Here is a 24,317-nt window from a genome sequence, read left to right as displayed (position 1 = left end):
AACCTCAAGACAAGGTAAATTGCAAAACGAATTAGGATTATGTCAGGTATCTGACTCATATTTTTAACTTTAGGAAATCAAAATGAGCTTTTTAATTTCTGCTGCACATGCAGCACCGGCAGCTGGCCCAACTACAGGTATTTTGCCAAACATCTTGATGATTGTTGTATTCGTTGCAATCTTTTATTTCTTAATTTGGCGTCCTCAAGCAAAGCGTGCTAAAGAGCACCGTTCTTTAATCGAAAGCTTAGGTGTAGGTAGTGAAGTTGTGTTCGCTGGTGGTTTAATGGGCAAAGTGACCAAAATTGAAGGTGACTATGCAGTTGTTGAACTTAGCCGTGGTGTAGAAGTAAAAATTCAGCGTGCCAGCGTAATTTCAGTATTACCTGAAGGCACTCTAAATAACCTTTAATCATAAAACAGTCGTGCTTTAGCACGACTTTTTCATTTAAGAAGAAAGCGAATGCGTTACCCTGCATGGAAATATTTACTGATTCTGGTTGTTCTGGTAGTCAGTACATTATACGCACTGCCTAGTCTATATCCGGATGAGCCCGCCGTTCAAATTTCCGGTGCCAAAGCTGGTACCCAAATTGATCAAAGTGTGGTGCAAAAAGCAGAGCAAATTTTAAAAACAGCAAATATTGCAAGTCACGATAATACTTTTACAAATAATGCTGCCCTCTTGCGTGTCAGCTCTTCTGAAGCGCAGTTGAAAGCAAAAGAAGTATTACGCCGTGACTTAGGTGATCAATATGTTGTTGCCCTAAACCTTGCACCGACCACACCGGAATGGTTGCAAAAAATTGGGGCAAAACCAATGAAACTTGGTTTGGACTTACGTGGTGGTGTCCACTTCTTGCTTGAAGTAGATATGGACAAAGCCGTTGCCCAACGTATGGAAACCTCTGCCACCGATTTGCGTCGTCAGTTCCGTGAAAACAAGATCAAATTTAATAGTCTTGCTTTAACAAACAATGTAATCACTGTTCAATTTGCTGACAATGCTGACCGTGATGCAGCAATGGATTTTCTACGTCGTAATGGGAATGAATATACCCAACAGGCATTAGCAAGCTCTACAGGTTCTACTTTAAAGCTTACTTATACCGATGTACGTCGCCAAGAAATCCAGTCATATGCGGTAAACCAAAACTTAACAACATTACGTAATCGTATTAACGAACTTGGTGTTGCAGAAGCATTGGTACAAAGTCAGGGTAGCAACCGTATTGTTGTTGAATTACCGGGTGTGCAAGATACAGCTGAAGCTAAACGTGTTTTAGGCCGTACTGCAAACCTCGAATTCCGTTTAGTTTCTGACTCAAATGATCAATATATTGACCCATATACAGGTAAATATAATGGTCAACCTTTACCTCCGGGCACAGAAGTTTTTGCTTATGAGTCTTTAGATAGCGGTCGTCAACTTTTATTGCAACGTAACCGTATCTTGACTGGTGAGCGTGTTCAAAATGCAAGCTCTGGCTTTAGTCAAGACTCTGGTGGTGCCGAGGTAAATATTACCCTCGACAGTGCTGGCGGTAAGCTTATGTCCGATGCAACTCGTAATGCTGTTGGTAAACGCATGGCGGTATTGTTCATCGAAAATAAGCAAAAAATTACTTATGTCACAGATCCTAAAACTGGTGCACAAACAGAAGTTCGTACTCCCTACACTGAATCTGTAGTCATTAATGCTGCAACTGTTCAAGCCGTTTTAGGTTCAACTTTCCGTATTACCGGTTTAAGTTCTCCTCAAGAAGCATCAGAGCTTGCATTAATGCTACGTGCAGGTGCTTTGGCTGCGCCAATGTATTTTGTTGAAGAACGTGTGGTTGGTCCAAGTCTTGGTCAAGAAAACATTGATAAAGGCGTATTATCAACTCAAATCGGCTTCTTGCTTGTTGCAATCTGGATGGTGGTTTTCTTCCGTCTATTCGGTTTAATCGCTAACTTTGCACTTGTTGTTAACTTGGCAATGATTTTAACAGTCATGTCATGGATTGGGGCTTCCCTCACCTTACCAGGTATTGCTGGTATCGTTATTACCATTGGTATGGCCGTCGATGCGAACGTATTGATATGTGAGCGTATTCGAGAAGAAATGCTCTGGGGAGCATCGCCCAAACAAGCCATTGTGGCCGGTTATGATCGAGCTTATAACACCATTTTTGACTCGAACTTAACCACGTTCCTCGTTGCTTTCATTTTGTTTGCAATTGGTACAGGTCCGATCAAAGGTTTCGCCGTAACATTAATGATTGGTATTGTGTGTTCGATGTTTACTGCAATTACAGTGACTCGCGCAATTGTACAAATCATTTATGGCAAACGCCGTAACTTGAAAAAGTTGAGCATTTAAGGAGATCGATGATGACTAAAGTGACTCAACAAGATTCAAAACAATATGGACGTCCGGATGATGCAAAAATCATCCCGTTCATGAAGATTGCCAAACCTGCGGCAATCTTCTCGATCCTGATTACATTGGCGAGTATTTTCTTTATTGTAACTAAAGGTCTTAACCTGGGTTTGGACTTTACAGGCGGTGTTTCAGCTGAGCTTAACTATGCTCAACCAGCAAACCAGTCTGACGTTATTCAAGCGCTCGACAAAGCTGGCTTTAAAGATGCTGTAGTACAGACACTTGGTAGTAATAAAGACTTACTTGTGCGTATGCCAGTACAAGAAGTTAAGGTTGAAGATCTTAATAACGCGATTACTAAGGCTGTACAGCTGCCAAACAATGCCGCAGAAGTTCATAAAGTTGACTCTGTAGGTGGTCAAGTTGGTAACGAGCTTTATGTTCGCTCTGCTGGTGCGGTTGCCCTTGCACTTATTTTAATGTTGATCTACGTGACGATCCGTTTCGAGTTTAAACTCGCGATGGGTGCCGTAATGTCTTTATTCCACGACATCATCATTATTATTGGTGCTTTTGCATTATTCCAATGGCCGTTTGACCTTACAGTTTTAGCTGCGGTACTTGCTGTTATTGGCTTCTCGCTTAACGATAACATTGTAGTGTCAGACCGTATCCGTGAAAATTTCCGTAAAATTCGCGGTGCATCTCCTCGTGAAATCGTCGATATTGCTTTAACCGAAACTTTACGTCGTACCATTCATACATCAATGACCTTATTGCTTGTCGTTCTAGCAATGATGTTCTTAGGTGGTGATGGTCTACACTGGTTCGCTGTTGCAATGTTTGTTGGTGTCTTTGTAGGTACTTACTCTTCAATCTATATCGGTACAGCATTTGCCTTATGGCGTGGTCTTAACCGTCAGGACTTCATCGTTCAGGTTAAACCTGAATTTGAAGATGACATTCCTTAAGTTGGATAAAGTAAGACATATAAAAAAACCGCGATTAATTCGCGGTTTTTTTATTTAGAACATATTATTTACGGCGTAATGCATCCGAAATTGCTTCAACCAACTGTTGAGAAATTTCTTGTTTAGATGCTTTTTCTAACTCACGCTTTTTCATGTGATAGTTTTCAGCAAAGAAAACTGTCATCGCATTTTCATCAGAAGCAAAACCAATATCTGCACGAGACACATCGTTACATGCAATCATATCGAGCTTTTTAGCGACCAGTTTTCCTGCCGCATATTCTTCAACATTTTGTGTTTCAGCTGCAAAGCCCACCATAAATGGACGTTTTTCCTGACCCGCAATGGTTGCCACAATATCTGGATTTTTTACAAGGGAAACATTCAACTCATCCCCTGCCTTCTTAATTTTATGCTCGGCAACTTCTGCTACACGATAGTCTGCGACTGCGGCGGTTGCAATGAAGATATCGCAGCCTGTTTCTAACGAATCCATACTGATATCTAACATCTGTCTTGCAGAAGCAACATTTACTCTTTTTACACCATTCGGTGTATCTAAACTTACAGGCCCAGCAATTAAAGTCACTTGTGCACCAGCAGCGTAACAAGCAGCCGCTAAAGCAAAGCCCATTTTACCAGTACTGTGGTTCGAGATATAACGAACAGGGTCAATTGCTTCACGTGTTGGCCCAGCAGTAATCACAACTCGCTTACCTGCCAACAACCCAAATTTTTCAGCAATTGCACGTTGAGCCTGATGGAAATAGCCAGCTACTTGCTTAGCAATTTCTTCTGGTTCTGGCATACGACCTAAACCAACATCACCACAGGCCTGCTCACCCGCATCTGGCATGATCACATGCACACCATCTTCGACTAAGGTTTGTAAATTTCGTTGTGTAGCTTTGGCCGCCCACATTTGTTGGTTCATAGCAGGCGCAACCCATACAGGAGATTTTGTTGCCAAAAAAATTGTACTGAGCAAGTCATCTGCTAAACCATGCGCAAATTTTGCCAAAGTATCGCAACTTGCAGGCGCAACCAGTAATAAATCAGCCCAACGTGCTAATTCAATATGTCCCATTCCAGCTTCAGCCGCAGGGTCTAAAAGTTCAGTATGGACAGGATTACCAGAAAGAGCCTGAAAAGTTAGTGGGGTAATAAATGCCTGAGCACCATGTGTCATGACTACACGCACATCAAAGCCATAATCTTTGAGGCGGCGGACTAAGATGGCACTTTTATAGGCAGCAATTCCGCCAGTAACAGCTAAAACGATGTTTTTATGAGGAATAACACTTAGATCAAAGCTCACGAACAGGATACCTTACTGTTGCAGTGGCGCTCACAATAGCATTAAATACGCGCAGACCCAAGATTGATTGGGCAAACAAAATAAAATTTTAAGCGAATTATGCTGGGGAATATGAATACTTCTATTAAAAATTGGCCCGAACAAGAGCGGCCAAGAGAACGGTTATTACAACAAGGCCCTCAAAGTCTCTCTGATGCAGAGCTATTGGCGATTTTTCTTCGCTCAGGTTCAAGGCAACATTCAGCAGTCGAATTGTCACGTTTACTCATTCAACATTTTGGTAGCCTAAATGCAGTATTTGATTCATCGTTAAGCGAATTAACTCAATTTAATGGAATTGGAGCAACGAAATATTCTCAATTACTGGCAGTCAAAGAACTCGGACGGCGTTATCTCGATCATCACTTTCAGAAGAATAATCTTAGTCTTCACTCTTCTGATTTAGTTTTGGATTATTTACGCTATGAATTAAAAGGTGAAAAACAAGAAGTCTTTGCCGTGCTGTGTCTAGACTCAGAATTAAGAAAGCTCCATTTTAAAAAGCTATTTTTTGGTTCAGTGCAGCATTGTGCAGTCTCGGTCAATCAAACCCTACGCTACGCCTTACAACAGCATGCTTGCCAGCTCGTTATTGCACACAATCATCCATTTGGTTCAGCACAGCCTTCTGCTGAAGATATTGCATTAACTCAACAACTGGAAAATGCATGCAAGCTTGTCGAAATACACCTCTTGGATCATTTTATTATTTCTCCAGAAGGAAGCTTTTCATTTGCTGAACAACAACTGCTCAACCCCGCAACAATATCAGTTCAATAATATTGACAAAGCTTAACTAAGCCTAGAAGATCAAAACAAAAATAGTGATGCTTAAAATAAAATGATTGTTCGTGATCAACCTAGTATTTTCAAAGTTTTATTCTCTTGGCGAGGGACGATTTTACCCAAAATTCTCCCCTCCTTAGGGTTTGTTATGTTGATCTCAGCAATCATTGGTGGCGTGGAATATATCAACCTTTATCGCTTTCCAGAGATTCCCTTGGTTGGCTTTACTCTGATTGGTGTCGTGCTTTCTATTTTTTTAGGATTTAAAAATACTGCATGTTATGACCGTTGGTGGGAAGCCCGAAAATTATGGGGTGTTTTAATTGCAACTTCTCGCCATTTTGACCGTGACTGCCGAATTTTGACTCAGGCTCGCCGTGAACGTGTCATTCAACATGTGATTGTTTTTGCTAATGTGTTACGTGATCGTTTACGTCGTCAGACTGCGAACCCAACTGAGTTAATACAAACCAGTGGTATGAGCCAGCAAGCACTCACCCAACTCTATCAGCAAAATAATGCCCCTCAGTACACGCTGAGCCTTATTCACTGGGAATTATTACAAGCACTTAAAGAAGGTGAAATCTCTGACATCATCTATGCACAGATGAATAAAAATGTTTCAGATTTAAGTGTTGTGCAAACTGGCTGTGACCGAATTGCCAATACACCTATTCCATTTGCCTATTCAGTTTTGCTCAATCGCACTGTCTATTTTTTCTGTTTTATGTTGCCGTTTAGTCTTGGTTCATTGCTTGGTTTGGCAACACCTTTACTGGTTGGAATTTTGGCATATACATTCTTAGGGCTTGATGCACTAAGCTCGGAAATTGAAGAGCCTTTTGGTACTCAAAGCAATGATTTACCTTTAGACGCCATGGTGCGTAGTATCGAAATTGAACTTTTAGGAACGCTAGGCAAACCGACACCACCTCCAATTCAAGCTCAAGATAATAACTTGCTCTAAGCGCTATTAGAGAAAACGCTCCCAAACACCTTGCTGATTAGCCGTTGGTTTAGGTGTATTTCCCAATTTAATCCATGGCATATTTTCACCATGAAAGTCACTGCCAATCGATACAGCTAATTGATATTGCTCAATCATCCGATCAACCATTTGGCGAGTAGATAACGTTTCCATAGGTGGAGGTAGCTCAATTGCATCGCCACCTGAAGTTGCAAACAATTCAATTAAATATCGAATATTAGTTGCAGATAAATCATAACGAGTTGGATGTGCTAAAACCGCCAGCCCTTTACTTTCATGAATCACATCAATTGTTTCTTTTAATCCTAACCCTTCAAACTTAACAAAGGCTCGTCTTCCCTCTTTTAAGAAACGATCAAATGCTTGTTGAGGACGGGTTACTACATTCTTCTCGACCAGTGTTTTAGCAATGTGAGTTCTTGTCACTCGATCAGCCTGATTTTCCACCTTGACAAGAACATCTTCATAGATCTGAAAACCAATACATTTTTCTAGTAAATCACAAATGACTTTAGCTCTTTGCGCTCGTACTCTTTTTTGTTGTTCTAATGCTTCTAAAATTGGTGCTTCATCTTGCATGTTTAAAGCAACAATATGTACGCCATAACTCTTTTTGGTTGTTGGGCGTGACCACTGACTCGAAATTTCTGTACCAGAAATGATTTTTAAATCATGACCTTGCGCAGCAATTCTAGCTCGCTGCAATCCGTCCATTGTATCGTGATCAGTTAAAGCCAAAGTATGCAAATTCACATCAATAGCAGCTTGCACCAGTAATTCCGGAGACAAAGTTCCATCAGAAATATTGCTATGTGTATGTAAATCTATGCCTTGCATCTTTTATACTATGCCATTCACCAAACCTGATCAGATACTCTAACATGAAAGCACTTCTGGACTTTGTTCCATTAATTATTTTCTTCTATTTATATAAAACAGTTGATCCAGCTAACGCACAGCATCCTTTACTTAAACTGATCGGGTCTGCTGGCGGTGCAGATAATAATAATATTCTTGTAGCAACTACTGGTCTAATTATTTCAATGCTCGTGGTATATGGTGCCTTATTTGTTTTCCAAAAATTCCGTCTAGATAAACAACAATGGTTTGTATTGTTTATGACTGTGATTTTTGGTGGCATCACGCTCATGCTAAGTGATGATTTCTATATTCGTCTGAAAGCTGCAATTTTAAATTTGGTTTTTGCAGGCGCATTCTTGGTTTCACCTTGGTTTGGTAAAGACCGTAAGCCACTCATACGACGTTTATTTGATCCTATTTTAGAGTTAAGTGAAAAAGGTTGGAAAAATCTAAACTTCGCCTGGGCAGTCATGTTTGTAGTGATGTCTTGTTTGCATGTGTTCTTCGCATTTTTATTTCACGGCGGAAAATATTGGGGCGAATTTACTGCATTTGGTGACATGATTGTGATGTTTTCATTTATCATTATTCAGTTCATTATTTTACGTAAGCATTTTAAGTCACCAGACGCTTAAAGTGGTTCCTGATTGATTATAGAGATACGATTACATGCCTTTTTTTGTTCTAAGCTGTACCGATAACGAAGGAACTTTAGAGAAACGCTTAGCAGTACGCCCTCAGCATATCGAACGTCTACAAAAACTCGATGACGAAGGCCGCCTTGTTACAGCGGGTGCTATGCCAAAAGATCCTAATGATCCACAAGCAGGCTTCTATGGTAGCACCATGATTGTTGAATTCGACAGTCGCGAAGCATTAGATGAATGGTTAAAAGAAGAACCATTTCTCAAAGAAGGCATTTATGCCCATATTGATGTAAAACCGTTCAATAAAGCATTTCCAAAAGGGTAATCGCATGCAGCCTGCAATCAAAAGCTTTCTTGGCTTGTGTTTGATATGTTCAACTGCTGGAGCAGTTGAACCTGCTGCAACACCAGCAACATCTCCTCCAAGCGCGCCTTCAACTCAGGCAGCTAAACCCGCTCCTACAGCACCAACTGGTGTAAAAACACCTACTACTGCTCAGCCACTTACAGCTGAACAACTCGTAAAGAATAAACAACAGCAAGATGCGAAAATCAAAGCTTTAGTTCAAGATCAGGCATCTCGCTTAAAACAGTTAGAACATGCCAATCTTGAAGCACTCGCTCAGAACCAAGAGCTACAGTTAAAAAACGACAGCCTCTCTGTTCAAGTTCAAGTTTTACAAAGCGAGCGTAGTGCGCAAATGTTTTTATATGGTGCGGTTACCTTAGCAGGTGGCGTATTACTAGGATTTTTTATTGCTAGTTATATCCATACAAAACGTCGACGCCAGTGGTAAATCGAAGCAATCTATTAAACCAAATGAACGTATCAAACCGTATCCAAACAGCAGAATTGGATTGGGAACTCATCGATGGTATCGAGGTTCCCATTTCCAAACAATTTGGTGATGTCTATTTCTCTAAAGATAATGGCTTACTTGAAACACGACATGTTTTTCTAAATGGTAATGACTTATCAGAACGCTTAGCCAATCTAAAAGATTTTGAATATTTCAGTGTAGGAGAAACTGGTTTTGGTACAGGTTTAAACATTCTTGCACTCTGGCAACTTTGGCAACAATTTCGTCCAGACAATCAAAGTCATTTACATGCAATTAGTGTTGAAAAATTTCCCTTAAGTAAAGCTGACCTTATTCGTGCTTTAAATGTCTGGGATGAGCTTAAACCACTTGCAGAGCAGTTAATTGAACAATATCCGCTCCCTATTGCTGGATGTCATCGCTTAACTTTTCCAAACGAGCGTTTTAGCATCGACTTATGGCTAGGAGATGCACAAGACATTTTCCCAAGCATAGCGAAAACTAAAGCAGTAAATGCTTGGTTTTTAGATGGCTTTGCGCCCTCTTGCAATCCAGAGCTATGGGAACAAAATGTTTTAAACCATATTGTTCGTCTTTCTGACTATGGCAGCACTTTTTCCTCTTTTAGTGTCGCGGGTGTTTTAAAACGTGGGCTAAAGGCGCACGGTATTAGTATTTCTCGTCCACGTGGTTTTCGGCATAAACGGGAAATGCTCAAAGCAATCTGGAATCCACCTCAATCTGATGATGAATCCTCACAATTAGACCAAGTTCAGTCATTGGGTAAAGAACAGCAGCATATTGCGATAATTGGGGCCGGCATAGCAGGTTTAACTACGGCGCGGGCATTTGCAGCACGCGGGCATCAAGTGACCTTATATGAGCAAACAGAAGCATTATCTGGCGCTTCTGGAAACCCTTTGGCATTGCTTAATCCTAAACTATGTCCGATTGAACAAAGCCATGAACATCTCATGACTTTAAGTTGGCAACATGCCTTAAATTTTTATAAAAATTTTCAAGCATTCCGCCCACTTCAAATACAACAAATCGCATTGAAAAATGCAGAGGAACTTCTCGATCTTGTAAATCAATATCCAGCTGATGTTGTTACCCATTCAACAAACTCACTTAAAACTGCATATTCTAGTATTTCACTGACCGAAGCGGGTTCTGTTTCACCACATCAACTACGTGATGAAATTTTACAACACCCTTTAATTGCTCTAAAAATTGCCCATGTCACAGCACTAGTTCCTTTTGAAAATAAAGTTCAATTGCAGGCTGATAATGAGATTATTGCTGAAGCAGACCACGTTGTTGTGTGCTGTGCTCGGGGAAGTGCTGCCTTATTTGAAAGCTATCCACAATTAAAACCAATACGCGGACAAGTGAGTTGGGTTAATAATTCTTTTGCTCCCCTACCTTTAAATGAAGCTTATAGCTATGGTGGGTATTGCATGCAACTTGATGCTTCACAGATGATTTTAGGTGCGTCTTTTTACCCAAATCGTGAAGATCAAGATATGCTTCCTGAAGACCATGTGCATAACTTTGAATTAATCCACAGCGTATTCCCTGCATATGCAGAAAAGTTACCATCAACTTCGACATGGCAAGGCCGTGCATCTATCCGTGCACAAAGCTTAGATTATTTTCCTCTGGTTGGAAAAATGCTTGAGAATAGTCGAATTTCTACTTTTGCGGGTCTTGGTTCTAAGGGCTTTCTATTTGCTCCGCTATGCAGCGAGATCTTAGTTGCCCTGATGTTAGGAGAAGCTTGCCCAGTACCGGACAGCTTATTACAAAAACTGAATCCGCAAAGATTTCAAAAAAAAGTAAAACCTAAAAAGCCATATTTCAAACCGCAGTAGTCTTCTTCAATAAAAAAGCACCCTAGGGTGCTTTTTTTTATGCGCCCTGCTCTAGAGGCAAGCCAGCATCACGAGCTGCTCGTGTACCCCCCATCAGCACGACATATTCACGCGAGGCATCCAATCCTTCTAGTTTCTCAGCTGCACGAGGAGCTTTGCTACCACCACCACATAAAATATAAATCGGCTGACCCGCAGAGACCTGGTTCAAAATATCAGCATTCAAATCATTAATCGGGCGATTCACCGCACCTTTAACATGCCCTTCTGCATAAGCATTAGTATCACGGACATCCCAGATAACAGCATTTTCTGGGAATTCAAATGTTGTAATTTCTTGTTTACGGATCATTGTGCACTCCTTTGATGTAAACAACACTTGGCAAATGAAGAAAACCCTCTTAGCATCTCAAATATTCTTTCACTTTGTAAAGGTCTAAACTATGCCTTCTTTCGATATTGTCTCTGAATTAGAGTTATTTGAGGTTAATCATGCTGTACAAAACACACAAAAAGAGATTGCAACACGCTTTGACTTCCGTGGTCATGATGTTTCAGTCGAAATAAACGAAAAAAATAAAGAAATTAAAATCAGTACAGAAAGCGATTTTCAGTGTGAACAAGTTTACAACATGTTAGAAAACCACTTTTATAAACGTAAAATTGATGTTCAAGCACTTGATCCACAAAAAGCCGCTGCTTCAGGCAAAAATTTTGTACAAGTTATTAAACTTAAAGACGGTCTTGACTCAGATACTGCAAAAAAAATTAATAAAGCCATTAAAGAAAGTGGCGTTAAAGTGCAATCTTCTATCCAAGGCGACAAAATTCGTGTAACAGATAAAAAGCGTGACACTTTACAACAAGTCATGAATTTTTTACGTGAACAGCAATTTGGTGTGCCATTACAGTTTAATAACTTTAAAGATTAATCTCTTTTCGTGACATTCAAAGCTAAGGTAATTCCATGTCTCAATCCAATCGTCTATCAAAACTGGTAAAAGCGACTTCAAAATTCCCTAAAGGTATTCGGAGCACGCTTTGGAGCAAGGCGTTTGGTCGTATCGTGCCAATGGTGGGTACAGCAAATATCCGCTATCAGGAAGTAGACTCAAACCACGTTACTGTCCGTTTAGAAAACCAGAAAAACATGCAAAATCATATTAAAGGAGTCCATGCTGCGGCGATGGCTCTTTTAGCAGAAACTGCAACAGGTTTTCTAACGGGTTTACATATTCCTGATAACCGCATTTTATTAATCAAATCATTGCATGTAGATTATTTAAAAGTGGTTGAAGGCGGTTTGACTGCTACAGCAACATTGTCTGCTGAACAGCAAAAGTTTATTGCAGCTAATGAGAAAGGTGAACTTGTGATTCCGGTTACAGTCATTGATGATGCAGGCAATGAACCAATCCAGTGCCAAATGCTGTGGGCATGGTTACCTAAACGTAAGAAATAATAACTAATCTAAAGTACTTTTAGATTTTTATTTGCCTCAAGATATAAAAATTATTTTTGTATCTTGAGGTTAAAAATGAAAAAAATACTGATTCTTTCCTCTTTATTTACCAGTTTAATATTTACAACAATAACGACTCATGCGACTGAATCTCACGTTAAAACCAGTAAATTAACTTCGACCAAATCCGAAGCGATAGATAAAGTAAGCGCTCAAAACAAAAGAATAGTCATCGACTTTTATGAAGGCGTCTTTTTAAAACATAAAGTCAAAGAATATGCAGACCGTTATATTGGTCAGCAATACATTCAGCACAATCCTAATGTGCCAGATGGGAAAGCACCTTTCGTTAATTTCTTCACTGAAAAATTTCAAAAGAATCCACAAGCTAAAAATGAGATTAAACGTGCGATTGTTGAAGGTAATCTTGTCGTTTTACATGTCCATTCGACTGAAAATGAAAAAGATCGAGGAAGAGCGATTATTGATATATTTCGTGTCGAAAATGGAAAAATCGTAGAGCATTGGGATGTAATACAAAATATTCCTGAGCAAAGCAAAAATACCAATACGATGTTTTAATTCTAAAAATGATTTCTTTATCTAAATTAAGAATTAAAGCCTGAATACTGATATTCAGGCTTTATACGTTTTATTGAGTATCTAAAAACTTTTGTCTTGCTTCTTCAGGTATTTGACGCTTATTACCTTTTACATCCACTGCTACAAAGGTAAAGACTCCTTCAGTAATACGTATTGGCTCACGAGAGTCATCATGACTATCCCAAACTTCAATTTGCATCTGAATAGAAGTATTTCCAACTTTTAAGATTTTGGTATAGCAGCTAATGACAAAGCCAACCTTTACCGGAACCAAAAAGGTCATTTGATTAATGGAAATCGTAGCACAACGGCCACGACTGAAACGTTCTGCGTGAATTGCTCCAGCCAAGTCCATTTGTGACACAATCCATCCACCAAACACATCACCACTCCAGTTTGTATCTGCTGGCATGGCAATCGTTTGTAAGGATAAAATTCCTTCTGGTTTGGTATAAGCTTCTGACACCTTAGCTCCCGAAATTCGTTTGAAGTTGTTGATCGAGCCACTGCTGCAATTCAGGCGCACGTAATGCACCGCTAATACGCGCGACCTCTGTCGTTTTATTCATTAAGACAAGTGTCGGAATACTTCTCACATGAAAAGCTTGGCTCAAGCGAGGAGATTCTTCGGTATCAATCTTGGCAAAAATAACGCCTGGATTCTGTTTTGCGACCTGCGCAAAATGTGGAGCCATCATTTTACAGGGTCCGCACCATTCTGCCCATAAGTCTATGAGAATAGGTAAATCACTATTCGTGATGTAGTTACTAAAATTTTGCTCATTTAATTCAATAGGTGCAAGCGGTAGTAATGGCTGATGACATTGCCCACAGCTTGGTTGCTCAGGAAGTTTTTCTTCCGGAACTCGGTTTTTAGCACCACACGATGCACATACAATAATCATTTACATCACTCCTATATGCTGATGTAAAAATTCTAATTGGGTTATCACTGCTTTTTCAAACCATGAACCGTGATAGATATCAAAATGTTTCATATCCCACTCATGATAACTCACAAAAGGTGCAATATTTGTCGCAGCTTCGCGACTGGACTCAATAGGAATAAGTGAATCTTTTTGAGCTGCAATAAATAAAACCGGAATATTAATCTGACGTACAACCTGAATTGGACGGTATCGCATCAAATTAAAAAAGACGCGAGCTGGGACTTCCCCACTCCAATAATAGTCAGGATTTACAATCGATAGATAGCCATAATAACTATCTGCTGTAGGCATAAAGCATAAATTATGTTGATCAACCACAGGCAACCTCTTTGGATTAAGTCCCATTTTTGATCCCATATAATCCTGACTCGATAACTTCAATGCTTGAGGATAACGTTGCAAAGGATAGAGCTTGGCAGTTTCAGCGCCATCTACATACGGAATTTGCACTAAAATTGCCTGAATATTCTTTAATTCAGAAGCTAGACTTAGCGCATATCCTCCACTTAAAGAAGTTCCCCACAACACAATCCTTCGGTTATCTACAAGCTTACAGGTCGAAGCATATTGAATAACGGTCTTCCAATCTTCTAATTGTGAATTGATTGAGACCATTTCTCTAGGCTTGCCAGTGCTCCCACCCCAATATCGATAATCAAACAAAATAACAGCATAACCTGCTTGAGCGAACCGCTGAGCGTATTGAATGAGTTTAAATTGACGCAACGCAGCAAAACCATGGGCCATAATAATTACGGCAGATTTCTTATTTGTTTTAGGAATATAAAAATCAGCTGCGATCGTTTCCTGACCACATGGAACATATAAAGGCTCAACCGTATAAGCGTGCATATGTGCTCCGTTGAAATAGAATATGAATAACCAATTTTAAAATAGCGCGATGATCGTTTTTAAAATTTATAACTTAGCTATAAGACATAACTTTCTCAGTCAGAACAACACAAGAGTGTCTTGTATCTCAGGTTAAGCTTAATGCTATGATACAGCATAAGAGGTTTTGTTAAATTTTGGAGTGACGAAATGTCAGATAATGTTGGTTTCGCAGGTCAAATTGGTCCAGAACATGTTGGCCAAGTTGTAGAAAAAGGATTTAAATCGATTATTAATAATCGACCAGATATGGAAGGCGGCCCAGAACAGCCTACAAGTGCTCAAATTGAAGAAGCAGCACGCCAAGTAGGTCTAGACTATGTTTATCAACCTGTTGTAGCTGGACAAATTACAGAACTCGATGTACGTACTTTTGCTAATCATTACAACGAGTTGCCAAAACCTGTACTTATGTTTTGCCGCACAGGAAACCGCTCAAATAATCTATATCAATTAGCAAAACAAATGGATTTATTAGACGACTAATTTTAAGAAATTAATATTCCATAAAACCCTATTTCTTCCTTAAAGTAGGGTTTTTTGATAACTTATTTTGCATATCTCTGCACGAATTCAACAGAACTAAAAATAATATTGATCTAAAGTATTTAAATCTTTTTTGAATCATTTATTAATTTTTATGAATAAATTTATATTCGCTCTTTTAAGCTGTTTAATTCTTACAGCATGCTCCTCAATGCAAGTAAAACCTACGGTTGGAGTAACTATGGGTACAAGAATTTAATTAGCTAATTGCCTATAAATATAATGAGCAACCTCATGAAATATATGTTATTTTATAAATCTAAAAAATTATTTTAAATAACTTATCATTTTAATTGGGGATAATGATGAAACTTACTCATGGGGTATGTGGGATTACTTTGGCTGCTTTTTTGACAGCTTGTGGTGGCGGTGATGGCTACTATAACCAAAATTCAAGTTCTGGCTCTACAACAACACCAACCACACCATCAACAGATCAAGAGTTGGCTACTTCTGTTTTAAATAGTGTAAAGCAAGAAGGAAAATATTTGTTTGGCGCCTATGATCTTAACGATGAAAAACTATCAAAAGGTTACATTGATCACGCACTAGACACCTTCGCTCAAGGTCCACTCAAGTTAACCTTAGATATTCGCAAAGTAGATCTTACCAAGTACTCCGACCATTATCGTGATAAATGCTTTATTAAAAGTACTACAGACTACCGCGCCTGCTATGTATTTAAAGGTGAAGAAATTAAAAGTTTACTCACTGGATATAGTGATTGGGACTTTGATATTACGGCAGATGATTTAAAAAATATTAAACTAGCGAATGACAATACCTCTCCGAATTTAGAGGATTATCAATCAAATACCAGAATTTATATTTTTCAAAATGAAAATAATGATAAGAACTTCCAAGATGTAACAATTACTGGAGCCTTTGCGTATCCATTCCAACAGTCATGGGGACTTGAACAAACTAAGCAAAAAAGATTCGTATTAATTAATTCAACAACAAGTGATTATAAAATCACTACATCGACTATTGTTCAAGATCCAGACACAGCTCAACCGACTGAAAAAGAAGTTACTACTGGTGCAATGAGTGTATATAAAGATAATACATCAACTGATGGTGATCTCTACGTAGTTCAGAGTGGTTCTGGTTTCAACGTACTTATTAATGATAACCCAAATGTTCCTTTTGCAGAACCAATTTCATTTATTGTGAACTCTACTCCAGGCAATACGAACAATGCGACATATCAAGTGAAACTCAGTGGTAATCAAGTATTGAGTCTACCAAGTATTACTGGTATTGAAGGAAGTCGCGTTGAGAATCAATCTCCAACAACGAATGCACAAAAATTTAATGGCAGTATTTATTTAGAAGGACCAAATATTTTCACTTTTAAACAATCTCCGAATGGAACTACATTAAACTTTAAGCATGTCATTAATGGTATTAGCATTGAAGGTCAATCTATTAATCAAAATGGGACTGTTTCAACCACTTTAAAAACACCTTTTATGCAAAAATTTACATTTTAAAGCTAAATAATTAGAACCAAACCCTCTGTTCAAGAGGGTTTTTCTATATATTCTAAATATCTATTAAAATAGCTTAATGACAATGTTCGATATTATTATCATTGGTGCAGGTACTGCTGGTATTAGCGCATATAAAGAAGCCGTTAAACATACCAATAATATTTTAATTATAAATGATGGACCATGGGATACTACTTGTGCTCGTGTAGGCTGCATGCCAAGTAAAGTTCTCATCTCTACAGCAAACCGTATGTTTGACATCCAAAATGCTCAAGAAGTTGCTTTGGATGTATCTGCAAAAATTAATACAAATCAAGTGATGCAGCACGTACAAACTTTACGTGACCGTTTTACACAAGCAACATTAAAAGATGTAGAACAATGGCCTGCAGAACATAAAATTTCTGGTAAAGCACATTTTATTGATTCACAAACTATAGAAGTTAATGGGCAACACTACCAATCAAAAAGTTTTATTCTTGCTGTCGGTTCAACTCCTAATTATGATCAAACCTGGAAGAAAGAACTTGGTAATCGGCTTATAACAACAGATCAAATATTTGAGTTAAAAACGCTACCTAAATCTATCGCTGTCATTGGAAGTGGTGTGATTGCCCTTGAGATTGCTCAAGCAATGCATCGTTTAGGTGTAGAAACTACAATCTTTGCTCGTAGTAAACGAATTGGAGTACTTACTAGTTCTAGGCTTCAACAACTTGCACAAAAAGAGCTAGGCAAAGAGTTAAAAATTCTATTCGAAACTCTACCAAGTGAAGTTAAATGCAGTGAGGAAAATGCTTTATTAACTTACCAACTTGATGAAACAGAGAAAACTCTCAAAGTTGAATATGTTTTAGCAGCAACAGGTCGTACAAGTTTAATTGATACTCTAAAACTAGAAAATATTGATAACTCTTTTAAAGATATTAAATTATTACCTATAAATGCAAAAACCAAGCAGTTAGATACATATCCAATTTTTGTTGTTGGTGATGCATATACCTCAACACCACTGCAACATGAGGCGGCACATGAAGGGAAAAAAGTTGTTTATAACTGTTTGAATTATCCACAGGTTAATTCAGTTAAGACGCTTACTCCATTAGGAATTGTATTCAGTCATCCTGAAATGGCGATCGTCGGGCAAAGTTATAAGCAACTAAAAGACAATGGTATAGATTTTATTACAGGTGAAGCATCTTATGAACGGCAAGGAAGAGCTATAGTTCTTGGGAAAAACAGAGGTGCGGTTGAGGTTTATATAGAGAAAGAAAGTCAAAAGCTTCTCGGTGCTGAGTTATTTACAGAAGCTACAGAACATATGGCTCATTTATTAAGCTGGATAATAGGTGAAGAATTGACTTTAAATGATATTCTAGAGAAGCCTTTCTATCACCCTACTCTAGAAGAAGGTCTTCGCACTGCTTTAAAACATGCTCGCAGACAATTGAAATCATCAATTTAGAAGAGCTTTTTTAATAAAATCTGGCTCTTCTATACATTAAACTGTTTTCATTAATTCATTTGATGGGAAATAACCGCAACTAATGAAGCATTCTTTTCAGATGAACTAGTATATACCCATGTTTCTAAAGCCTTACCATCTTTAGAAATAATATAATTTGTTGTAGTCAAATTTTTATCTTTAGACATTTCTTTTTTATAGGTTAAACCAGTAGATTTTGGAGGTAACCAACTTTCTAAATTCTTTTGAATTTCAGTTGGATTTCCTTTATTTATAAATAATGAACATACACCATTATTGAGTTGAGTAATAACAAACTTTCCTTCTGAAGAGTTTATCATCCAAGCCCGCCCATCATAATTCTTTAAAAACTGTGCAGCATACTCATTAGGCATTTGAATAAAACCCATATTTTTTGCTTGATTATTTATTATTTCTGGATTTCCTCTCGAAATAACACAAATATTTAAAAAAGCTTTTGTGCTGAATAAACTTTCCACAGCTTAATTAGCATAGACAAGTTTACTACCAAATATTATAGCAAGTATAAAGACAAATATTTTTAATCGGATAAATTTCATTATCTAATAGTCTCTTTATCATTTTAAATTATTTGATTTATATCATAACTCATTCAAAAATTAATAGATTAATTTAATTCATGCATAAAGCAACACCCCGGTTTCTTTCGAGACCGGGGTGTTAGAATAATGAGCTGGCGATGACTTACTCTCACATGGGAAACCCCACACTACCATCAGCGCTAAGAGGTTTCACTTCTGAGTTCGGGAAGGGATCAGGTGGTTCACTCTTGCTATGGTCGCCAGCACAACTGGTATGGATACTTGCATTGGTCTTAATGTGCCGATGCGTTTTCCAAATCTTTACAGATGGGCTGATTGAATCTTACTTTAGTTGTTCATTTTAGCTAAGCATATAACTAAATCAAGTTGCTTTGCATATTAATGAATCGATTGATGCTTTATATACAACTGCTTGGGTGTTGTATAGTCAAGCCTCACGAGCAATTAGTATTGGTCAGCTTCACATATCACTATGCTTCCACATCCAACCTATCAACGTCCTAGTCTCGAACGGCTCTTTAGAGGACATAAAGTCCTAGGGAAATCTTATCTTGAGGTAGGCTTCCCGCTTAGATGCTTTCAGCGGTTATCCCTTCCGAACATAGCTACCCGGCGATGCGACTGGCGTCACAACCGGTACACCAGAGGTTCGTCCACTCTGGTCCTCTCGTACTAGGAGCAGATCCTCTCAAATTTCCAGCGCCCACGGTAGATAGGGACCGAACTGTCTCACGACGTTCTAAACCCAGCTCGCGTACCTCTTTAAATGGCGAACAGCCATACCCTTGGGACCTGCTTCAGCCCCAGGATGAGATGAGCCGACATCGAGGTGCCAAACACCGCCGTCGATATGAACTCTTGGGCGGTATCAGCCTGTTATCCCCAGAGTACCTTTTATCCGTTGAGCGATGGCCCTTCCATACAGAACCACCGGATCACTAAGACCTACTTTCGTACCTGCTCGACTTGTGGGTCTCGCAGTTAAGCGCGCTTTTGCCTTTATACTCTACGCGTGATTTCCGACCACGCTGAGCGCACCTTCGTACTCCTCCGTTACTCTTTAGGAGGAGACCGCCCCAGTCAAACTACCCACCAGACATGGTCCTCGCCCCGGATTACGGGGCAGAGTTAGAACCTCAACATTACCAGGGTGGTATTTCAAGGACGGCTCCATTGGAACTAGCGTTCCAACTTCAAAGCCTCCCACCTATCCTACACAAGTAAGGTCAAAGTTCAATGTCAAGCTGCAGTAAAGGTTCACGGGGTCTTTCCGTCTAGCCGCGGGTACACTGCATCTTCACAGCGATTTCGATTTCACTGAGCCTCTGCTGGAGACAGCGCCGCCATCATTATGCCATTCGTGCAGGTCGGAACTTACCCGACAAGGAATTTCGCTACCTTAGGACCGTTATAGTTACGGCCGCCGTTTACTGGGGCTTCGATCAAGAGCTTCGCTTACGCTAACCCCATCAATTAACCTTCCAGCACCGGGCAGGCATCACACCCTATACGTCCACTTTCGTGTTTGCAGAGTGCTATGTTTTTAATAAACAGTTGCAGCGGCCTGGTTTCTGTGGCTGCCAATAGCTCAGACCGCAAGGGTCATCACCGTCAGCAGCGTACCTTCTCCCGAAGTTACGGTACCATTTTGCCTAGTTCCTTCAGCAGAGTTCTCTCAAGCGCCTTGGTCTACTCGACCTGACCACCTGTGTCGGTTTCGGGTACGATTCCTGTGTAACTGAAGCTTAGAGACTTTTCCTGGAAGCATGGTATCAGCCACTTCGCTGTACAAGTACAGCTTGCTATCAGATCTCAGCATAGAGCACCCCGGATTTGCCTAAGATGCATGCCTACTTCCTTCCACCTGGACAACCAACGCCAGGCTGACTTAACCTTCTCCGTCCTCTCATCGCATTACACAGAAGTATTGGAATATTAACCAATTTCCCATCGACTACGCCTTTCGGCCTCGCCTTAGGGGTCGACTCACCCAGCCCCGATTAACGTTGGACTGGAACCCTTGGTCTTTCGGCGAACGGGTTTTTCACCCGTTTTGTCGTTACTCACGTCAGCATTCGCACTTCTGATACCTCCAGCATACTTCTCAATACACCTTCATCGGCTTACAGAACGCTCCCCTACCACTTGACTAAAAGTCAAATCCGCAGCTTCGGCACATAGTTTTAGCCCCGTTACATCTTCCGCGCAGGCCGACTCGACTAGTGAGCTATTACGCTTTCTTTAAAGGGTGGCTGCTTCTAAGCCAACCTCCTAGCTGTCTATGCCTTCCCACATCGTTTCCCACTTAACTATGATTTTGGGGCCTTAGCTGGCGGTCTGGATTGTTTTCCTCTTGACTACGGACGTTAGCACCCGCAGTCTGTCTCCCGGATAGTACTCATAGGTATTCGGAGTTTGCATCGGTTTGGTAAGTCGGGATGACCCCCTAGCCGAAACAGTGCTCTACCCCCTATGGTATTCGTCCGAGGCGCTACCTAAATAGCTTTCGGGGAGAACCAGCTATCACCAGGCTTGATTAGCCTTTCACCCCTATCCACAAGTCATCCCCTGGCTTTTCAACGACAGTGGGTTCGGTCCTCCAGTTAGTGTTACCCAACCTTCAACCTGCTCATGGATAGATCGCCTGGTTTCGGGTCTATACCCAGCAACTAAACGCCCTATTAAGACTCGATTTCTCTACGGCTCCCCTATACGGTTAACCTCGCTACTGAATATAAGTCGCTGACCCATTATACAAAAGGTACGCAGTCACCGAACAAGTCGGCTCCCACTGCTTGTATGCATGCGGTTTCAGGATCTATTTCACTCCCCTCACAGGGGTTCTTTTCGCCTTTCCCTCACGGTACTGGTTCACTATCGGTCAGTCAGGAGTATTTAGCCTTGGAGGATGGTCCCCCCATATTCAGACAAGGTTTCACGTGCCTCGCCCTACTCGTCATCATTATGTGTGCCCTTTCGTGTACGGGAATATCACCCTCTACGTTCGCACTTCCCAGAGCGTTCCACTAAAACACACATAACTTAATGGGCTGATCCCCGTTCGCTCGCCGCTACTAAGGGAATCTCAATTGATTTCTTTTCCTAAGGGTACTGAGATGTTTCACTTCCCCTCGTTCGCCTTGCAACACTATGTATTCATGTTGCAATACCTACCTTAAAGTAGGTGGGTTCCCCCATTCAGAAATCTCCGGATCAAAGGATATTTGCCGCCTCCCCGGAGCTTATCGCAGGCTATTACGTCTTTCATCGCCTCTGACTGCCAAGGCATCCACCACATGCACTTAATTACTTGACTATACAACCCCAAACAGTCGTCAACACTTACAAGTGAGTGTTGTCCGTGCGATTCTTCATCGCTACTATCTGTTGCCTGTGTATTTAAACACTGTACAGCTTCAATCTAAATTCATATACCAAAACGCTTGATTCAGTTAATTTGCTAGTTCTCAATTCATCTAGATTAATTGCTTAATCTAAATTCTTGAGTGAACAATTTATTTCAGACTCAATTTTGCCAATCTGTTAATGAATAAACATGCCTTCGTCAGGTCATGCTTAATACCGTGATACTTAAATCACAGAAGTTAATAAACCAAGATCTAAATCTCTATTTACTAATTTCTGTAATCCGAACTTCTCTTAAGTTCTGGTGGAGACTAGGAGAGTCGAACTCCTGACCTCCTGCGTGCAAAGCAGGCGCTCTACCAACTAAGCTAAGTCCCCAGCTTACATCATCAGTCATGTATCTTTTATCTATAACTTCAACCAGTCAAAGTCATGGTGGGTCTGACAAGACTTGAACTTGTGACCCCACGCTTATCAAGCGTGTGCTCTAACCAACTGAGCTACAGACCCTCAGATACATCTATGAAGAACAACTTGTTGTGGATTCTTACCAATCGTCAATCTTTCGTTAAGGAGGTGATCCAGCCGCAGGTTCCCCTACGGCTACCTTGTTACGACTTCACCCCAGTCATCGGCCACACCGTGGTAACCGCCCTCTTTGCAGTTAGGCTAGCTACTTCTGGTGCAACAAACTCCCATGGTGTGACGGGCGGTGTGTACAAGGCCCGGGAACGTATTCACCGCGGCATTCTGATCCGCGATTACTAGCGATTCCGACTTCATGGAGTCGAGTTGCAGACTCCAATCCGGACTACGATCGGCTTTTTGAGATTAGCATCCTATCGCTAGGTAGCAACCCTTTGTACCGACCATTGTAGCACGTGTGTAGCCCTGGCCGTAAGGGCCATGATGACTTGACGTCGTCCCCGCCTTCCTCCAGTTTGTCACTGGCAGTATCCTTAAAGTTCCCGACATTACTCGCTGGCAAATAAGGAAAAGGGTTGCGCTCGTTGCGGGACTTAACCCAACATCTCACGACACGAGCTGACGACAGCCATGCAGCACCTGTATGTAAGTTCCCGAAGGCACCAATCCATCTCTGGAAAGTTCTTACTATGTCAAGGCCAGGTAAGGTTCTTCGCGTTGCATCGAATTAAACCACATGCTCCACCGCTTGTGCGGGCCCCCGTCAATTCATTTGAGTTTTAGTCTTGCGACCGTACTCCCCAGGCGGTCTACTTATCGCGTTAGCTGCGCCACTAAAGCCTCAAAGGCCCCAACGGCTAGTAGACATCGTTTACGGCATGGACTACCAGGGTATCTAATCCTGTTTGCTCCCCATGCTTTCGCACCTCAGCGTCAGTGTTAGGCCAGATGGCTGCCTTCGCCATCGGTATTCCTCCAGATCTCTACGCATTTCACCGCTACACCTGGAATTCTACCATCCTCTCCCACACTCTAGCTAACCAGTATCGAATGCAATTCCCAAGTTAAGCTCGGGGATTTCACATTTGACTTAATTAGCCGCCTACGCGCGCTTTACGCCCAGTAAATCCGATTAACGCTTGCACCCTCTGTATTACCGCGGCTGCTGGCACAGAGTTAGCCGGTGCTTATTCTGCGAGTAACGTCCACTATCTCTAGGTATTAACTAAAGTAGCCTCCTCCTCGCTTAAAGTGCTTTACAACCATAAGGCCTTCTTCACACACGCGGCATGGCTGGATCAGGCTTCCGCCCATTGTCCAATATTCCCCACTGCTGCCTCCCGTAGGAGTCTGGGCCGTGTCTCAGTCCCAGTGTGGCGGATCATCCTCTCAGACCCGCTACAGATCGTCGCCTTGGTAGGCCTTTACCCCACCAACTAGCTAATCCGACTTAGGCTCATCTATTAGCGCAAGGTCCGAAGATCCCCTGCTTTCTCCCGTAGGACGTATGCGGTATTAGCATTCCTTTCGAAATGTTGTCCCCCACTAATAGGCAGATTCCTAAGCATTACTCACCCGTCCGCCGCTAAGTGATAGTGCAAGCACCATCACTCCGCTCGACTTGCATGTGTTAAGCCTGCCGCCAGCGTTCAATCTGAGCCATGATCAAACTCTTCAGTTAAAAATCATTTTGCACCTTATTAAAGACAAGGTGCCAATTCTGGCTCATCAATTTTCTGACTTAAATTTCGCTCAAATAAACTTCGAGTAATTTAAACCAATCAATCAATGATAATATTTCGATCGATCAATCAGTAAAAATCCACACAAGTTGTTCTTCAATTCTCTTAATGAT

Annotated in this window: 22 protein-coding genes, 2 tRNA genes, 3 rRNA genes and 1 pseudogene; 16 read left to right on the top strand and 12 right to left on the bottom strand. The window is 40.7% G+C overall.

Annotation, left to right across the window (positions count from 1 at the left end):
* Nucleotides 1–82: 82 nt before the first annotated feature.
* From yajC to secF, 3 genes are read left to right on the top strand one after another with little or no spacing between them, the layout of a single operon-like run.
* Nucleotides 83–412: a preprotein translocase subunit YajC gene (gene yajC / locus F886_RS18365; protein ID WP_003655131.1), complete on the top strand. Its 330-nt coding sequence runs from the start codon at nucleotides 83–85 to the stop codon at nucleotides 410–412.
* A 51-nt stretch (nucleotides 413–463) separates the two neighbouring features.
* Entirely contained in the window at nucleotides 464–2,365 is a 1,902-nt protein-coding gene (gene secD, locus F886_RS18360; RefSeq protein ID WP_005309542.1) for a protein translocase subunit SecD, read from the top strand.
* Between the two features lie 8 nt (nucleotides 2,366–2,373).
* A complete protein-coding gene (secF, locus tag F886_RS18355) occupies nucleotides 2,374–3,339 on the top strand; it encodes a protein translocase subunit SecF (protein ID WP_081402321.1) in 966 nt (321 codons plus the stop codon).
* A 64-nt stretch (nucleotides 3,340–3,403) separates the two neighbouring features.
* Here secF and coaBC read toward each other — a convergent pair whose 3' ends face one another.
* A complete protein-coding gene (gene coaBC / locus F886_RS18350) occupies nucleotides 3,404–4,657 on the bottom strand; it encodes a bifunctional phosphopantothenoylcysteine decarboxylase/phosphopantothenate--cysteine ligase CoaBC (protein WP_005309537.1) in 1,254 nt (417 codons plus the stop codon).
* A gap of 99 nt (nucleotides 4,658–4,756) precedes the next feature.
* Between coaBC and radC the strand changes: the two genes are divergently transcribed.
* A complete protein-coding gene (radC, locus tag F886_RS18345; RefSeq protein ID WP_081402320.1) occupies nucleotides 4,757–5,476 on the top strand; it encodes a RadC family protein in 720 nt (239 codons plus the stop codon).
* A 61-nt stretch (nucleotides 5,477–5,537) separates the two neighbouring features.
* Nucleotides 5,538–6,449, top strand: coding sequence for a bestrophin family protein (locus F886_RS18340; protein ID WP_005309531.1), 912 nt, complete (start codon nucleotides 5,538–5,540; stop codon nucleotides 6,447–6,449).
* A 6-nt stretch (nucleotides 6,450–6,455) separates the two neighbouring features.
* Here the strand turns inward: F886_RS18340 and F886_RS18335 are convergent, their stop codons facing one another.
* Nucleotides 6,456–7,307, bottom strand: a complete 852-nt coding sequence (locus tag F886_RS18335; RefSeq protein WP_005309528.1) for a PHP domain-containing protein — start codon at nucleotides 7,305–7,307, stop codon at nucleotides 6,456–6,458.
* A gap of 44 nt (nucleotides 7,308–7,351) precedes the next feature.
* Here F886_RS18335 and F886_RS18330 point away from each other — a divergent pair, with 44 nt between their 5' ends.
* Genes F886_RS18330 through mnmC form a run of 4 tightly spaced genes read left to right on the top strand, consistent with a single transcriptional unit; the run spans nucleotide 7,352 to nucleotide 10,673 of the window.
* Complete coding sequence (locus tag F886_RS18330) at nucleotides 7,352–7,966, top strand: septation protein IspZ (RefSeq protein WP_005309525.1); 615 nt, start codon at nucleotides 7,352–7,354, stop codon at nucleotides 7,964–7,966.
* Between the two features lie 34 nt (nucleotides 7,967–8,000).
* Nucleotides 8,001–8,303, top strand: coding sequence for a YciI family protein (locus F886_RS18325; RefSeq protein WP_005309522.1), 303 nt, complete (start codon nucleotides 8,001–8,003; stop codon nucleotides 8,301–8,303).
* Nucleotides 8,304–8,307: 4 nt separating this feature from the next.
* The gene (locus F886_RS18320) at nucleotides 8,308–8,775 is read left to right on the top strand and encodes an SH3 domain-containing protein (RefSeq protein WP_005309519.1); all 468 of its coding nucleotides are present in this window, start codon (nucleotides 8,308–8,310) and stop codon (nucleotides 8,773–8,775) included.
* A 23-nt stretch (nucleotides 8,776–8,798) separates the two neighbouring features.
* Nucleotides 8,799–10,673: a bifunctional tRNA (5-methylaminomethyl-2-thiouridine)(34)-methyltransferase MnmC2/FAD-dependent 5-carboxymethylaminomethyl-2-thiouridine(34) oxidoreductase MnmC1 gene (gene mnmC, locus F886_RS18315; protein WP_005309516.1), complete on the top strand. Its 1,875-nt coding sequence runs from the start codon at nucleotides 8,799–8,801 to the stop codon at nucleotides 10,671–10,673.
* Nucleotides 10,674–10,710: 37 nt separating this feature from the next.
* On the opposite strand, the gene F886_RS18310 is transcribed toward mnmC, so the two are convergent.
* Nucleotides 10,711–11,025: a rhodanese-like domain-containing protein gene (locus F886_RS18310; protein ID WP_002116171.1), complete on the bottom strand. Its 315-nt coding sequence runs from the start codon at nucleotides 11,023–11,025 to the stop codon at nucleotides 10,711–10,713.
* A 91-nt stretch (nucleotides 11,026–11,116) separates the two neighbouring features.
* Here F886_RS18310 and F886_RS18305 point away from each other — a divergent pair, with 91 nt between their 5' ends.
* The 3 genes from F886_RS18305 to F886_RS18295 all read left to right on the top strand — a co-directional run bounded on the left by F886_RS18305 (nucleotide 11,117) and on the right by F886_RS18295 (nucleotide 12,717).
* Complete coding sequence (locus tag F886_RS18305) at nucleotides 11,117–11,605, top strand: YajQ family cyclic di-GMP-binding protein (RefSeq protein ID WP_004789065.1); 489 nt, start codon at nucleotides 11,117–11,119, stop codon at nucleotides 11,603–11,605.
* Between the two features lie 35 nt (nucleotides 11,606–11,640).
* Nucleotides 11,641–12,135 carry a DUF4442 domain-containing protein gene (locus F886_RS18300; protein ID WP_005309511.1) on the top strand — a complete coding sequence of 165 codons (495 nt, stop codon included), beginning with the start codon at nucleotides 11,641–11,643 and terminating at the stop codon, nucleotides 12,133–12,135.
* Nucleotides 12,136–12,210: 75 nt separating this feature from the next.
* Nucleotides 12,211–12,717: a nuclear transport factor 2 family protein gene (locus tag F886_RS18295; RefSeq protein ID WP_005309508.1), complete on the top strand. Its 507-nt coding sequence runs from the start codon at nucleotides 12,211–12,213 to the stop codon at nucleotides 12,715–12,717.
* A gap of 70 nt (nucleotides 12,718–12,787) precedes the next feature.
* Here F886_RS18295 and F886_RS18290 read toward each other — a convergent pair whose 3' ends face one another.
* The 3 genes from F886_RS18290 to F886_RS18280 are packed head-to-tail and all read right to left on the bottom strand — an operon-like array spanning nucleotide 12,788 to nucleotide 14,540.
* On the bottom strand, nucleotides 12,788–13,204 hold the full coding sequence (locus tag F886_RS18290) for an acyl-CoA thioesterase (RefSeq protein WP_004789061.1): 417 nt from the start codon (nucleotides 13,202–13,204) through the stop codon (nucleotides 12,788–12,790).
* Between the two features lies 1 nt (nucleotide 13,205).
* Nucleotides 13,206–13,643 (bottom strand): thioredoxin TrxC, encoded by a 438-nt coding sequence (gene trxC / locus F886_RS18285; protein ID WP_003655112.1) that lies wholly within the window; start codon nucleotides 13,641–13,643, stop codon nucleotides 13,206–13,208.
* Nucleotides 13,644–14,540: an alpha/beta hydrolase gene (locus F886_RS18280; protein ID WP_005309502.1), complete on the bottom strand. Its 897-nt coding sequence runs from the start codon at nucleotides 14,538–14,540 to the stop codon at nucleotides 13,644–13,646. It lies immediately after the preceding gene.
* 189 nt (nucleotides 14,541–14,729) lie between these two features.
* Here F886_RS18280 and F886_RS18275 point away from each other — a divergent pair, with 189 nt between their 5' ends.
* The 4 genes from F886_RS18275 to F886_RS18265 all read left to right on the top strand — a co-directional run bounded on the left by F886_RS18275 (nucleotide 14,730) and on the right by F886_RS18265 (nucleotide 18,086).
* On the top strand, nucleotides 14,730–15,065 hold the full coding sequence (locus tag F886_RS18275; protein WP_002116083.1) for a protein tyrosine phosphatase family protein: 336 nt from the start codon (nucleotides 14,730–14,732) through the stop codon (nucleotides 15,063–15,065).
* 154 nt (nucleotides 15,066–15,219) lie between these two features.
* Nucleotides 15,220–15,324 (top strand): lipoprotein, encoded by a 105-nt coding sequence (locus F886_RS20710; RefSeq protein WP_371864353.1) that lies wholly within the window; start codon nucleotides 15,220–15,222, stop codon nucleotides 15,322–15,324.
* 106 nt (nucleotides 15,325–15,430) lie between these two features.
* A complete protein-coding gene (locus F886_RS18270; RefSeq protein WP_005309499.1) occupies nucleotides 15,431–16,621 on the top strand; it encodes a hypothetical protein in 1,191 nt (396 codons plus the stop codon).
* Nucleotides 16,622–16,703: 82 nt separating this feature from the next.
* Nucleotides 16,704–18,086 carry a dihydrolipoyl dehydrogenase gene (locus F886_RS18265; protein ID WP_005309495.1) on the top strand — a complete coding sequence of 461 codons (1,383 nt, stop codon included), beginning with the start codon at nucleotides 16,704–16,706 and terminating at the stop codon, nucleotides 18,084–18,086.
* A gap of 50 nt (nucleotides 18,087–18,136) precedes the next feature.
* On the opposite strand, the pseudogene F886_RS20705 reads toward F886_RS18265, so the two are convergent.
* The 6 genes and pseudogenes from F886_RS20705 to F886_RS18235 form a co-directional block, all read right to left on the bottom strand.
* Nucleotides 18,137–18,667: pseudogene (locus F886_RS20705) on the bottom strand (NMCC_0638 family (lipo)protein).
* A gap of 132 nt (nucleotides 18,668–18,799) precedes the next feature.
* Nucleotides 18,800–18,914, bottom strand: a 5S ribosomal RNA gene (rrf, locus tag F886_RS18255).
* A 179-nt stretch (nucleotides 18,915–19,093) separates the two neighbouring features.
* Nucleotides 19,094–21,986, bottom strand: a 23S ribosomal RNA gene (locus F886_RS18250).
* 352 nt (nucleotides 21,987–22,338) lie between these two features.
* Nucleotides 22,339–22,414: transfer RNA gene (locus F886_RS18245), tRNA-Ala, on the bottom strand.
* 55 nt (nucleotides 22,415–22,469) lie between these two features.
* Nucleotides 22,470–22,546, bottom strand: a tRNA-Ile gene (locus F886_RS18240).
* A gap of 59 nt (nucleotides 22,547–22,605) precedes the next feature.
* A 16S ribosomal RNA gene (locus tag F886_RS18235) occupies nucleotides 22,606–24,143 on the bottom strand.
* The 16S, 23S and 5S rRNA genes sit together here with 2 tRNA genes alongside, the layout of an rRNA operon.
* Between the last annotated feature and the right edge of the window lie 174 nt (nucleotides 24,144–24,317).

Origin of the sequence: Acinetobacter sp. NIPH 542 (genome assembly GCF_000369825.1) — a bacterium.
GTDB classification, from domain to species: Bacteria; Pseudomonadota; Gammaproteobacteria; order Pseudomonadales; family Moraxellaceae; genus Acinetobacter; species Acinetobacter oleivorans.
This window is presented reverse-complemented; position numbering and strand designations above follow the sequence as displayed.